The organism is Occallatibacter sp., from assembly GCF_049802275.1.
In the GTDB taxonomy this organism is placed as follows: Bacteria; Acidobacteriota; Terriglobia; order Terriglobales; family Acidobacteriaceae; genus Telmatobacter.
The window spans coordinates 1-13,198 of sequence record NZ_JBARMD010000564.1; the positions used below are offsets into that span (position 1 = coordinate 1).

Here is a 13,198-nt window from a genome sequence, read left to right on the forward strand (position 1 = left end):
CGACAAGGGCCGGTTCGACCTCCGCTGCGCTGCGCTGAGCTTCACTGACTGCGGAGCTTTTGGCGAGGCCGGCGAAATCGCGGACGTGCGGAGCGATCCACCAGGGGACTTCGAGGTCGCCCGGAACATCGACCATGCGGAAGCGTGTGTAAGCGTTGATGAGCACCATAGGGACACCTTTCGGAGGGAACGGGGGATTTCACGGGTGAGGTCACGGGTGAGGTCACGCGTGAGGGGGATGTTCTCTCCGCCTTTACTAATGGTGAATGGGGTGTTCGGGTCGTTACAGATATTGGGAAGAAACCCATGACTCAGAGGCGAATCATCGCCGCAACGGCGAGAACCTGTCGTCGGAGGCTCCGGACTTGGGACACTCCCGCAAAGAACGAAAGCAGATCCTTCGCGCCGCTTACCCCACCTTGTGGGGCCCCAAGCTTGCGGCGCTCAGGATGACACGGGAGTTTTTTGCTTGTCCGTGAGTGCATGCCGCGCTCAGGATTACTCAGCGTTTGCGGGATGCGCGGAGAGGGCTTGCGGCGCTCAGGATGGCACGGCGTTTTTCATAACCGTAATCGCGGAAAATTTATCCATGCTTCAAAGGCGAGACATGGGGTACCGACGTTTGTTGGTTATGCGGCACTGCCGGTGGGGGTGGAGACCAGCTGGGGGCTTGCGTCTAATGGCTCGGGTACGGCGGGATGCGGTTCGGTGAGGGCCTGGGCTTCGGAGACGGCGTCGGCTAACGATGTGGAGATGTGGAGGTCTTCCGTGCGGCTGATCATTTGCGCGGCGCGGGATGGATCTTCGTTGTAGTGCCAGATTCCCATGATGATTTTGAGATTCGGATGTGCCGTGCGAAGGCTGCGGAAGATGCGGTGCCCACGGGCCATGGCGACGGGCGGCATTCCGGAGAGGAAGACGATCTCGGGCTTCTGCGCTGTGACGGTGGAGACGGTTTCGTCGATGCGCTGAATGGGGATGCAAGTTGCGTGGAACCCGGCGTGGTCGAGGACCTGGGTGAGCATGGTGCCGATGAGTTCGTCGAAGCCGTCGCGGACGGGGATGATGACGATGGCAGCGGAGTTGGCGGAGTCAGGAACGACAGCGGGACCAGGAGAATTGGCAGAGCTAACAGGGTCAGGGGAGTTAGCGGGGTTAGCACCGCTTGAGGAGTCCGATGCGGACAGGGCCAACACATTTCTTTCCTCTAAAGCGCGGAAGCCTAATTCGTCGACCATTTCGGAGGTGCTGGAACGAATGAAGCGGAGGGTGGATTCTTCGAGGTTGCCTTTTTGGCGTTCCACTTCGACGAGGGTTAGGGCGGGGATGAGGATGGAGTCGTAAACGGAGGCAAGGGACTGGTTTTTGAGGGAGGACACGAGGATGTCAGCGGCTTCGCGTTCATCGTGGGCGAGCATGCGCTGGTAGAAGGCGGTGTAGCGCGGGATAACGGGCTGATCGCCTAGAAGCACGGCGAGGAATTCGAGCGAAGGGATGTGGCTGCCCATGACAACGAGGCAGACGGTGAGGGGGACGGAGAGGAGAAGGCCGACGGGTCCCCAGATGAGTGTCCAGAAAGCGGCGGCGATGAGGACCGCGAGCGAGGAGAGGCCGGTGTGACGGCCATAGACGTGGGGCTCGACGTAATTGGCGGTAACGATTTCGAGGACGAGAAAGATGCCGAAAATGAGGGCGGCGTGGCTCCAGCCGTGGAAGACAGCGAGGGAAAGCAGGGTGGGTGTGAGCGCGGCTACGGGTGCTCCGATGTAAGGGACGAAGCGGCAAATGGAGGCGAGGGCAGCGAAGAGCATGAAGTGCGGCAGTCCGATGAGGTAGAGCGCGACGCCGATGATGGTTCCAAAGACGATGTTGACGGTGATCTGCAGGAGGAAGTAGCGGGAGATGCGGCGGCTGGCATCGCTCATGGCCTGGGTCAGGAGGGAAAGGTTGCGGTCGCCAGAGAGGCGGATGACGCGGTTGCGGAGGTCTTCGCGCTGGAGGAGGACGAAGAAGGTGAAGACGACGGCCAGCAGCGCAGTAGTGAGGGGCTCGACGATGCCGCCGAGCTGATCGAGGCGTCCGGTGGGGCGGCCGACTTCGCGGACCTGGACGGGATGATCGGGGCTAGTGCCGATGGGTTTGCTGTCGGACAAGCCGTGGGTGGGAAGGGTGGTGGAATTGGCGACGCCAAGTTCGTCGCTGATGTTTTCAATCTCGCGTTCGGCGCGGCTGTAGGCGGAGTTGCTGGGGCTGTGGAGGGCCTGCATTTTTGCCGCGATGTTGTCGCGGTAGGTGGGTAGGTCGTTGGCGATGGCGACGAGCTGGGTAAAGATGCTCCAGGTAGCTACGCAGAGGAGTCCTGCGAAGACGAGGATGACAGAGATCGCGGCAATGGGACGCGGGAGGCGAAGGCGTTCAAGGAACGCGACGACGGGGGCAAGCAGGAAGGCGAACAGGATGGCGAATCCCAGGGGGAGCAGAAGGACTTTGGCGAGATAAAGAACGGCGATAGCAAGTACAGCGATGACGGCGAACCAGAGTTGCGACAGCATGCGTGCGGTTGCTGAAGGGTTCATTCTCTCTCCCAGGTCAATGCGCAAAGCTTCCTGAGAGTGAGATGCGGAAAATGAAGAGGATGGGGAATATGGACTTCGAACCAGACCCCGTGAAAGGTCACTAGGGACGAGGACGGGCGTGAGCGGACCGGGGGATCCGCTCTTTTGTTTGCGGGGGTTATTGCAGGCGCGTGCCAGTGGCGGAGGCGCAGCCTGACATGAGGACGGCGCCAGTGGAATCGGAGAATTGCACGGTGGCTTCGTCGGTGAAGGAGTCGGCGTCGCGATCAAGGGTGATGGAGTGGATGAGTTTCTGCGTGCCCTGGGTAAATCCGTTGCCGGTGAACTGGATGTAGGCGACGTCGCTGGCGGAGTAGGTTTGATGTTCAGACCTGGACCAGGTTCCGAATCCTACGCTGCGCTGGCCGGGGAGAAAGCCGGGGTTGGAGGTGGTCTCAGTAAGCGTGCCGCCACGAGAGAACAAGAGCATGGAGCTGAATGGCGGTCGTTTGGCTCCAGTGGAGCAGTTGTACTGGGTGACGGTGACCCACCAGGCGCCTTCCAGACTGTGACGAGATGCTGACTCGTCTGTCTGGGCGTTCAGGAGAGGGGTAACTACAAGGGAGGACGCGAGGAACGAGAAGGCGGCGAGAGCGGCGGCGACACGGGTCTTGATGCGAGAGAACATGGGGGCGATCTCCTTTGGGGAAAGTGGGTTGCAACTGCATGGACAAAGTAGCCCGGCTGCGGATGCGAAGTCTTGAGGATGGAGTGAGGATTCTTGCCGGAAATGTTGAGGGAAGCTATTTCGAGTGGGTGGAGGTGCTGCTAGAATCGCGGCACGTCGCGGCGGGTTTCCAACGATGAACGAGAAACATCAGGTTGCGTATGAGTTCGCGAACTTCCGGCTGTTGCCGCGGGAGAAGCAGCTCGTGTGCGGCGAGCGTACGGTAAAGCTGCAGCCGAAGGTCTTTGACACGCTGCAGATGCTGGTGGAGAACCACGGGCGGCTGGTGGACAAGGACGACTTCCTCAAGCATCTATGGCCAGACACGTTTGTCGAAGAGGCGACACTGGCGCATTGCGTGTCGGAGTTGCGGAAGACATTGCGCGCGGGGGGCGACGGCGTCGAGTTTATCGAGACAATCGCCAAGCGCGGGTACAGGTTTCTGGTGCCTGTGAAGACGACGGAGCTGAGTGCGCCGATTGCGACGACGACAACGGTGCTGGCGGTTCTGCCGTTTGAGAATCTTGGACCAGAGACAGACCGTGAGTACCTTGCCGATGGGTTGACGGAAGAGGTGATTGGGGCGCTGGGGCAGATCGATCCAGTGCGGCTGAGCGTGATCGGCAGAACGACGATCATGCGATACAAACGCACGACCAGGTCGCTCAACGAGATTGGGCGCGAACTGGGCGCGGCCTTCCTGGTGGAGAGTTCCCTGCGCAGCGAGGGCGGACGAATCCGTGTGACTTCGAACCTGGTGCGGGCGAACGATCAAGTGCAGATATGGTCGGCAACGTATGACAGCGAACCGAAGAGCATGCTGGCGTTTCAGCGCGAACTGAGCACGACGATTGCGCAGCAGATTCGACTGCGACTTTCGCCAGAGCGTCTGGATGCGCTGGCGCGGCGTCAGGCACACAATCCCGAAGCGTACGACGCGTATCTGCAAGGGCGATATTACTGGAACCTGTTTACGCCTGCGACGACGCGCAAAGCGGTTGAATGCTATTTGCGAGCGACACAACTTGATCCTAACTACGCTTTGGCTTGGTCGGGGCTCGCAGACGCATATACGTCCAGCCCGATCCACGCCGATGCGCGGCCGCGCGATGTGTGGGAGAGGGCGCGCCGTGCAGCGGAGCAGGCGATTGCGGTCGAGCCGGAACTGGCGGAGACGCAGACGTCGTGGGGATTTGTGAAGTTCTGGCTGGATTGGGATTGGACCGAAGCGGAAGCGGCGTATCGAAGAGCGATTGCAATCGATCCGAACTACTCCCTCGTTTACCGGCTGTTGGGGATAGTGCTCGGCCATATTGGACATCGCGAAGAAGAAGCCCGGCAGGCGATGGAGCGGGCGCGTGCCATCGATCCACTGCAAGCGATGCATCACGCGCTGTCGGCACAGGTGGCATTTCTCGCACGAGATCACATGGCGGCACTCGAATTTGCGCGGCAGTCCGCAGTGGTGCTGACGGACTTCTGGATTGCAAATTTGCAGATGGCGCAAGCGTACGAGCAACTGGGCGAGTATGAAATGGCGCTGGAGGCGTTGAGCCGCGGTGGTGGCGTAGGTGGCGAGAACAGCAAAGTGATTTCGCTGCGCGGATATGTGCTGGCGAAGATGGGTCGCGAGAATGAGGCACGCGAAGTACTGAAAACCCTTGAGGCGCTGGGGCGGGAGCGATATATTCCGCCCTATGCGATCGCGCAAGTCTGTACGGGACTGCGCGAAAACGACCGGGCATTCGCCTGGCTGGAACGCGGCATTGAAGAACACGATGTGCATCTGGCGATGCTGCCAACTGAACCCAAGTGGGATGCGCTGCGCGGGGACGCGAGATTTGCAGTGGTTCTGCGGCGCTGCGGGTTGCCGTATCCGAGTTCTTAGTTACGAGTTATAAGTTATTCCTTGTCGTCCGAGTTTGAAGTACTGAGTTGCAAGTTATTCGCTCGTCACTATCGGCATTGGTTTTCTGACAGGCATTGACAATGGGAAACTGCGAAGAATTTAAAGACGACTCGGTGAAGGATGCTCCTGTCCGCGGCTTTCTGCATCGGGCGAATGATCCTGAGGCTGATTGCCTGGTGTTGACGCATGGTGCAGGAGCCAACTGCCAGGCTCCGCTGTTGAAAGCACTGGCCGATACATTCTGCGATTCGGGTATGACGGTGTTGCGATGCGATCTGCCTTTCCGGCAGGCGCGGCCCCACGGACCGCCTATGAGGGGAGCCGGCGAACGCGACCAGGAGGGATTGCGCGCTGCGGTTGAGGCAATGCGGCGTAAGTCGGCGGGCAGGATTTATCTGGGTGGGCACTCGTATGGCGGCAGGCAGGCGTCGATGCTGGCTGCGGCGGTGCCGGGGCTTGTAGAGCGGTTGCTGCTGCTTTCGTATCCGCTGCATCCGCCGAAACGGCTGGATCAGATGCGTACCGCGCACTTACCTTCTCTGCAAACGCCGGCGATGTTCGTGAGCGGCGAGCGCGACGGATTTGGATCAAGAGCGGAGATGGAAACGGCTTTGAAGCTGATTCCGGCGCGGACGGAGTTGCTGATGATTCCAGGTGCGGGGCACGAGTTAATGACAGCAAAGAATCGTGCGGAACTGCCGGGTCGAGTGGTTGAGGCGTTTCTGACGTTTTCAAAGGGCTGATTCTCGCGGAGATTGTGCTTTCCCACCCAACTCCTCGAAAGAAACAAAAGCAGGTCCTTCGCGCCGCTTACCCCACTCTGTGGGGCCCCAAGCTTGCGGCGCTCAGGATGACAGTTCATCGCCAGTGCACGCTAAGCTATTCACGGGTTACTTTGTAGCCCTGCTTTTCGAGCATGGCGGGGACGCCGTCTTTGCCTACTAAGTGGCCTGCGCCGATGGCTACGAAGCTGACACTGTCACCTTTGAGCAAGTCCTCGATCTGCGTGGTGAACTTCTGATTGCGCTTGACGACGAGGATCTGGAAGAGTTCGGGATATTTATCGCGGAAATCGGCGTTGTTGAGCTTGTCGAGCGCGTCGACGTCGCCGGCGGACCAGGCGGCAAGCATCTGCTTGAATTTTTCGATAGCGGAGTCGAAGTCGTCCAGCTCTGAGCTAAGGAAGTCGATCTGCGTCTTCTCCGGCATGTCGGCGAAATAGCGCATTTGCTGTTCGGCGGTTTCGAATCCCTTGACCGGCTTGTTGGCTTTGACAAATTCGGGCTTGAGCTCCATTTCGACACCCGTACTCGGATCGTAGCCAGCCTGCATGAGAGGCGCGATGCTGAGAGTGAGGGCAGCGAGCCAGGGCTTGAACGACTCGAACATGGCTTCGCCGCCGGGAAGGCCAACACTGTTTGCAGCCCTGGTGAGCTTAGCGAGTTGATCGGGAGTGAGCTTGGTGGAGAGCGGATGAGCCTGATCCATACCGAGTTGCATGATGAGCGGCTGCATCGACGCGGAGTCGTCAACGTTGGGGATTTCAAGCCAGAGGGTCTGGCTCTGCTGGATGGCTGCGTCGATTTTGGGGGAGCGCCAGGGATCATCTTTCTGGAGCGCGTGAATGGTGCCGAAGAGATAAACCGTGGCGTGCGGTCCCTTGACGACCCAGACGGCGGGTTCGGCGTTGGCGAGCGCGGGAACAAACAGCGCGGCTACGAAGAGGACAACTAAGACTAGCCTGCGGTTCCGGGTGCAGCGACGGGGCATTCGGTGTCTCCTGAGAGAGCGATGGTGTGAGTATACGGACTACGTAGAGATAAGGAAGCGGCCGTCCTGCATGATTTGCTCTTCGTCGGTTTCGGATTCAAGCCAGATGTTGAAGCCTAGTCCGACGACATCGATGTGGGTGCCAGAACGCCACGGAGCGCCGGTGTGTTCCCCGTATGGATTGCCGAAGGCAATGTGGATGCCGGGAAATTTTTCGTCCTGCAGGATGTTGCCGATTACGCGGGAGACTCCGATGTTGGTGCCGATGGCGAATTCGCCGACACGGTCGGAGTTCTCGTCGGTGTGAGTGTAGGCCCAGAAGTCCTGCTCGAGTTGTTTGTTGGTGCTGCTGCACGAGACGATGCGATTCTTTGCGATCTCGATGGTGAGGGGCGATTCGGCAAGCAATCCGTAGCGGGCACAGAGCCAGTCGCCCACCACCCCGTCGACGACAAAGATTCCGTTGACTTCGCCGGGTGAGGTGAAGCATTCGCCGCCGGGAAGATTGCCCCATTTTTCCGGCGAGATGATGCCTGAAGTTTTGAACCACTTGTAGGCCGGGTTCATGTCGGAAACGATGCTTGTGCCTGCGGCAGTGGTGGCGCGAATGCGGGTGGTACGGCGAACACGGTCGAGAACCTGCTGCGAGAGACGGTCGACCCGATCATAGTCTGCGCGCATTCCATCGCACATGATTTCTGGCGTGATGTTGACCATGTGGGCGTGACGCATGCGGCGGCGGTTGACGACGTCGGTCATCTGCATGCGCGAGTGGAGCTCGTTGGGTTGCACCTGCACGGCGAAGATGGACACCTGCGAAGTTTCCATGTCTTCGATGACGGCAGCCGGCATATCGACGAGCGGGCGTGGTGCGAGATCTTCGAGGATGAAGGCATTGAAGGGGCAGCCGCGCTCGGCCAGCTGGGCGGCGATTGAGGCAGCGATGGGTTCAGTGACGCGGTCGGTGATGAGCGTGACCTTTTCGTCAGGCTGAATGCGCAGGCAGGTGAAGACAGCGGAGCGGGCGCCGGGGATGAATTGAGACGGATAGGCTTGCGACAGCAGGTGTGAGGCGGTGGCGGTCAGGCTTGCGATGATGGTGCTCCGTCGGTTGGGGATGCGCACGGGGGCGCGTATCTATTCAGGGTAACAAAAATTGCAGGCAAAGATGCGGGGCGTGCAGGGTGCTGGTCCTTTAAGATAGCGAATACAGCATTCCTGACCAGAAACTTAGATTCCTGCTAAATAAGAGAAACTGCACGCGATTCCATCAGGATCGCGGCAATGTAACCGAGGAGGAAAGGTGAAGATGCGTTCGACGCAAAGAGTTGCGGGGGCATTGGCAACATTGATCGTTGCCGTGGCGGGTACACAGATAGCGCGTGCGCAGGGTTCGACGACCGAGCAGCCGGACAAATACACATGGCTTGAGGACATCCATGGCGACAAGTCGATGGAATGGGTCAAGACGGAGAATGCGCGCACCGCAGCAGTGATGGAGAAGCAAGCCTCGTTTGCTCCGTTGGATGAGGATGCGCTGAAGGTGCTGGATTCGCCGGACAAGCTGGCGTCTCCACAGTTTCGCGGCGGGTTGGTATACAACACGTGGCGCGACAAGGATCACGTGAGGGGCATTGTGCGGCGCACGACGCTGGAGAGTTACCTGACCGACGATCCGAAATGGGAGACGGTGATCGACTACGACGCGTTGGGACAGCAGGACAAGCAGAGCTGGGTGGGGCACGGGCTGGCGTGCATGCAGCCGGAGGAAGAGCGCTGCATGGTGGCGCTTTCAGTCGGCGGCGAGGATGCGGTCACGTTCAGGGAATTCAATCTAAAGCAAGGCAAGTTCATAGAGGACGGTTTTGTGATGCCGCGTGGAAAGCAGCGGCTGGCATGGCTGGATGAAGACACGTTGTTGATTGGGCGGGATTGGGGTCCAGGGACAATGAGCGAAGCGGGCTATCCAATCACGGTTCGGAAGTGGAAAAGGGGTACGCCACTGGAGGGCGCCGTGGAAGTTTATCGCGGCGATACGAAAGACAACGGCTATGGGGACGATCCGATTGTGCTGGTGGATGGACAACGCAACAGCGTGGCGTTAATTGAGCGGAGCAAGAGCACGTTCGAGAGCGAGTGGTATGTGCTATTGCCTGACGGCCCTAGAAAGCTGGGCCTGCCTTTGAAGTGCAATGTGGCTGGACTTCAGGACAATCAGCTGCTGGTTTTACTCCAGGAAGATTGGACTCCTGAGGGTGGATCGAAAAGTTTTGCGCAGGGGACCGTTGTATCGATCGATGCGAGTGCGGCTAAGGCGGATCCAGCACACCTGAAGCCGGTGGTGGTTTTTGCGCCCACTGCCCAGGAGTTTGCCCAGGAAGTGGTGGCGACGAAGAATCATGTGCTGCTGACCACGCTGGAACATGTGCAGGGACGAGCGTACATTCTGACCCACGGCAAAAATGGCGAATGGACGCGGACAAAGCTGCCGGTGCCGGATAACCAGACGATTGGAATCGCGACGAGCAGCCTGTTGAACGACAAGTTCTTTATGGCGCAGACCGGGTTTCTTACACCATCGAGCGTGGCGCTGGGCGACGCAACGGATGGATCGCTGAAGCCAGGCAAAACGCAAAAGGCTTTGTTTGATAGCTCGCGCGATGTGGTGGAACAGTTGGAGGCGACGTCGAAGGATGGGACGAAGGTGCCCTACTTTGTAGTGCATCGCAAAGACGTTCCAATGGACGGAAGTACTCCAACATTGTTGACCGCTTACGGCGGATTCCTGGTTTCGAATACTCCGAATTACAGCGCGGTGATGGGCAAACTGTGGCTGGAGCGCGGGGGGACATTCGTGCTGGCGAACATACGTGGTGGCGGCGAGTTTGGACCTGCATGGCATGAAGCTGGGCTGAAGACGCATCGGCAGCGGATCTACGATGATTTCTACGCAGTTGCCCGGGACCTGATCGCGCGCAAGTTCACATCGATTGGGCGACTGGGGATCGTAGGCGGGTCGAACGGCGGATTGCTAATGGGGGTGGAATTCACCCAGCATCCGGAAATGTGGAAGGCGGTGGTGATCCAGGTGCCTTTGCTGGACATGCTTGGGTTTGAGCATATGTCGGCGGGTGCCTCGTGGGTTGGCGAATATGGATCGACCAAGGTGCCGGAGGAGCGAGCGTTTCTGGCGTCTATCTCGCCGTATAACCAGCTCAAGCCGGATGGGCATTACCCCGAGCCGCTGATCTTTACCACGACAGCGGACGATCGCGTTGGCCCGGTGCACGCGCGGAAATTTGCTGCGAAGATGGAGGAGTATCACCTTCCGTTCTACTACGACGAGATCACGGAGGGTGGACACGGCGCGGGCGCGGATAACCATCAGGCGGCGCGGACGTGGGCGGAACAGTACACGTACCTGACGATGAAGTTGATGTATTGAGGGGATGGAATCTTGCAGAGGGTGTACTCAGACTCCCAGGTCTCAGAATCGAGCCTGGGGCACCCAACGTGTTGCAATGGCTAAGCGGCCAGCGCTTCCTGTTCTTCTAATGCACTGCGGCGCATGGGTTGGCGTTTCCAGTATGTGAGTGAACGCCAGACCCACTCCATGGGACCGAATTGGTAGTAGCGAAGCCAGATGGGACTGAGGATCATGTTAAGCGCCCACACAACCGCTACGACTGCGTAGAGCTGGTAGTACTCGAGCTTGCCATAGAGACCGAAGCCGAAACCGTTGAAGAGAATGGTGCAGCTGATGCTGGTGAAGAGGTAGTTGCTGAGCGCGGTTTGGCCGACGGCGGCGATGCGACTCGTTAGCCATTTGAAGAGTCCCGCCTTGGAGATGAGGACTACGAGGGCAACATTTGCGACGGCGCCGGTGAGACGGCCGATCTGATAGAGCACCCACCAGGCGGACTCCGGCTGGAAATTGGCACGGATGATGCCCCAGGCCTGGAAGCCGTTGATCGGAATGCTGAGCAGGAATCCGATGGCGATCGTCCAGCCATAAACCTTGTAACTCAGCGCGCCGGTCAGGATGCCCATACGGTAAAGACCCATACCAATGAGCATCATCCCGAGCACATCTGTAAAGCCCAGCATGTAGTAGCCCTTGGCTTGCATTTGGGGACCCCACTGAATGTGCCATTTGAGCGCGTCGAGATAGCTGCCGCGCATGGCTTTGAGGTCGTCGTCGTGTAGTTTTTTGCGCTTTTCGAGGATGTCATTCCACTTCTTCAGCGCATCCTGCTGGTTCTGCGTGAGCTTCTTGCCTGATGCCTGGAGCGCCTGGGCGGCCTGCCCTTGATTGCGCGTACGAATGCCGTCCATTGCGAAGTATGCATCGCCGCCGACTCCGACGGCGAGCACGAGCACTCCGGCGATGAAGAGGTTGCGGAAGCGTATCTTGCGGCAGGGGTAGAGGAAGAGCAGCGCAGTGAGTCCATACCAGTAGAGAATGTCGCCGATCCAGATAAAGTAGAAGTGTAGGACACCAAACAGAACCAGCCACATGTTGCGGCGGAGGAAGATGTCAGCGATGTTTTTGCTACCGCGGCGCTCGGCGCGCTCCGTGAGGAGAATGACTCCAGCGCCAAAGAGCATGGAGAAAGCAGCCCGCATTTTGCCTTCAAAGAAAACCCAGCGAATGATCCATGCGAAGAGGTTGTAGCTGCGATGGTTGCCGACCATGAGCGGATTGATGTACATCTCCCACGGTCCGGAGAAGCTGGAGATATTCATGAACAGGATGCCCATGAGAGCGACACCGCGAACCACGTCGATGGTGGGTATGCGCTCGCGCTGTGTGACGGGCCGGGGAGCGGGTTCGGGCGCCTGCGCTGGATCGGTTGCGACGGTGGTTGAAGAGCCGTTTGAAAGCTCGGCTAACGCATTGGCGTCCTCAGTGAACGCTGGTGTAGTAAGAGTGTCGGTCATTGGGCGCCTCCGGGGAGTGGACTTGCGGGCCCTTGGGGAAATTGATGTGCTAATTTAGCATGGCTTGCGATCAAAGTCCCTTGGAAAGTGGCGTGATCGCCGCCGCGGTGTAACACAATGCGGGCGGGGACCTAGAATGAGGGAACGCGGTCCACAAAGTAGAAGTGATGGACGCGTCGTTATCGTTTCAAGAAACCAGGAGGTAGACGATGGGATCGGCAGTGGCGGCGGTGGAACGGACGTACGAACAGAAACTGGATTTGCTGGCTGAAGTCGCGGTGAAGGTGGGCCTGGGATTGAGGGAAGGCCAGGAGTTGTTGATGACAGCGTCGCTGGACGCGGTGGCACTGGCGCGGCGGATTACGGAGCAGGCCTATCGAGCAGGGGCATCACTGGTCACGACCCTCTACACAGATGATGAGACGACATTGATGCGGTATCACCATGCTCCTGACGCGAGTTTCGACAAGGCGGCTAACTGGCTGTACGACGGAATGGGCGCGGCATTCAAGAGCGGCGCCGCACGCCTGGCGATTACGGGTGCGAATCCGGCACTGCTTTCGAATGAAGATCCGGACAAGGTGGGGCGCGCGAATCGTGCGGTCTCACTGGCGTACCGGCCGGCGCTGGAATTGATTACGCGGCACGAGATCAACTGGACAATCGTGGCCAGCGCGACTCCGGCGTGGGCTGCGCAAATGTTTCCAAACGATGCGTCGGATGTAGCTCTCGCAAAACTGTGGGAGGCGATCTTCCAGACAACGCGGATCAATATGGAGGATCCGGTGAGCGATTGGAAGAGACACGACGCGGGGCTGCACAAGCGCGCCGATTACTTGAATGCGAAGCGGTATGCTGCGCTGAAGTATCGCGGGCCCGGAACGGATTTCACACTTGGCCTGGCCGATGATCACGAGTGGATGGGCGGCGGAACGACGGCAGGAAATGGAATTTATTGCATTCCGAATATGCCGACGGAGGAAGTATTCTCAATGCCGCACAAGGACCGGGCGGATGGAACAGTGACGGCGACTAAGCCGCTGTCGCACCAGGGAACAATGATCGAGGGAATCCATGTCCGATTTGCGGGCGGCAAGATTGTTGAAGCACACGCTTCACGCGGGGAAGAGGTGCTACGCAAGCTGATCGAAACGGATGACGGTGCGCGACGTTTGGGCGAAGTTGCGCTGGTGCCTCATTCTTCGCCGATCGCTTCGAGCGGGCAGCTCTTTCTGAACACGTTGTTCGATGAGAATGCGGCTTCGCATATTGCGCTGGGGCAATCGTATTCGTCGA

9 protein-coding genes are annotated in these 13,198 nt (G+C 58.9%); 4 read left to right on the forward strand and 5 right to left on the reverse strand.

Annotated elements, in window-relative coordinates; translation table 11 throughout:
• Positions 1 to 629 precede the first annotated feature (629 nt).
• Positions 630 to 2,576, reverse strand: coding sequence for an AI-2E family transporter (locus tag WA354_RS19425; protein ID WP_472814674.1), 1,947 nt, complete (start codon positions 2,574 to 2,576; stop codon positions 630 to 632).
• 157 nt (positions 2,577 to 2,733) lie between these two features.
• Positions 2,734 to 3,243: a hypothetical protein gene (locus WA354_RS19430; protein WP_472814675.1), complete on the reverse strand. Its 510-nt coding sequence runs from the start codon at positions 3,241 to 3,243 to the stop codon at positions 2,734 to 2,736.
• A 175-nt stretch (positions 3,244 to 3,418) separates the two neighbouring features.
• Here WA354_RS19430 and WA354_RS19435 point away from each other — a divergent pair, with 175 nt between their 5' ends.
• Together WA354_RS19435 and WA354_RS19440 are read left to right on the forward strand one after the other, a co-directional pair.
• Positions 3,419 to 5,170: a winged helix-turn-helix domain-containing protein gene (locus WA354_RS19435; protein WP_472814676.1), complete on the forward strand. Its 1,752-nt coding sequence runs from the start codon at positions 3,419 to 3,421 to the stop codon at positions 5,168 to 5,170.
• A gap of 101 nt (positions 5,171 to 5,271) precedes the next feature.
• The gene (locus WA354_RS19440; RefSeq protein WP_472814677.1) at positions 5,272 to 5,934 is read left to right on the forward strand and encodes an alpha/beta hydrolase family protein; all 663 of its coding nucleotides are present in this window, start codon (positions 5,272 to 5,274) and stop codon (positions 5,932 to 5,934) included.
• Between the two features lie 136 nt (positions 5,935 to 6,070).
• On the opposite strand, the gene WA354_RS19445 is transcribed toward WA354_RS19440, so the two are convergent.
• Both WA354_RS19445 and WA354_RS19450 read right to left on the reverse strand, forming a co-directional pair.
• Positions 6,071 to 6,961 carry a TraB/GumN family protein gene (locus WA354_RS19445; RefSeq protein ID WP_472814678.1) on the reverse strand — a complete coding sequence of 297 codons (891 nt, stop codon included), beginning with the start codon at positions 6,959 to 6,961 and terminating at the stop codon, positions 6,071 to 6,073.
• Positions 6,962 to 7,000: 39 nt separating this feature from the next.
• A complete protein-coding gene (locus tag WA354_RS19450) occupies positions 7,001 to 8,047 on the reverse strand; it encodes an aminopeptidase (RefSeq protein ID WP_472814682.1) in 1,047 nt (348 codons plus the stop codon).
• 223 nt (positions 8,048 to 8,270) lie between these two features.
• On the opposite strand from WA354_RS19450, the gene WA354_RS19455 reads away from it, so the two are divergent.
• Entirely contained in the window at positions 8,271 to 10,406 is a 2,136-nt protein-coding gene (locus WA354_RS19455) for a prolyl oligopeptidase family serine peptidase (RefSeq protein WP_472814679.1), read from the forward strand.
• An 80-nt stretch (positions 10,407 to 10,486) separates the two neighbouring features.
• On the opposite strand, the gene WA354_RS19460 is transcribed toward WA354_RS19455, so the two are convergent.
• The gene (locus WA354_RS19460) at positions 10,487 to 11,902 is read right to left on the reverse strand and encodes a DUF418 domain-containing protein (protein WP_472814680.1); all 1,416 of its coding nucleotides are present in this window, start codon (positions 11,900 to 11,902) and stop codon (positions 10,487 to 10,489) included.
• Positions 11,903 to 12,111: 209 nt separating this feature from the next.
• Here WA354_RS19460 and WA354_RS19465 point away from each other — a divergent pair.
• Positions 12,112 to 13,198, forward strand: a 1,087-nt coding sequence (locus tag WA354_RS19465) for an aminopeptidase (RefSeq protein ID WP_472814681.1), incomplete at its 3' end; no start/stop codon positions are given.

Excerpts from the sequence above, each read along its gene's own strand:
- WA354_RS19425 (WP_472814674.1), bottom strand. The coding sequence starts at position 2,576 with ATGAACCCTTCAGCAACCGCACGCATGCTGTCGCAACTCTGGTTCGCC.
- WA354_RS19430 (WP_472814675.1), bottom strand. The coding sequence starts at position 3,243 with ATGTTCTCTCGCATCAAGACCCGTGTCGCCGCCGCTCTCGCCGCCTTC.
- WA354_RS19435 (WP_472814676.1), top strand. The coding sequence starts at position 3,419 with ATGAACGAGAAACATCAGGTTGCGTATGAGTTCGCGAACTTCCGGCTG.
- WA354_RS19440 (WP_472814677.1), top strand. The coding sequence starts at position 5,272 with ATGGGAAACTGCGAAGAATTTAAAGACGACTCGGTGAAGGATGCTCCT.
- WA354_RS19445 (WP_472814678.1), bottom strand. The coding sequence starts at position 6,961 with ATGCCCCGTCGCTGCACCCGGAACCGCAGGCTAGTCTTAGTTGTCCTC.
- WA354_RS19455 (WP_472814679.1), top strand. The coding sequence starts at position 8,271 with ATGCGTTCGACGCAAAGAGTTGCGGGGGCATTGGCAACATTGATCGTT.
- WA354_RS19460 (WP_472814680.1), bottom strand. The coding sequence starts at position 11,902 with ATGACCGACACTCTTACTACACCAGCGTTCACTGAGGACGCCAATGCG.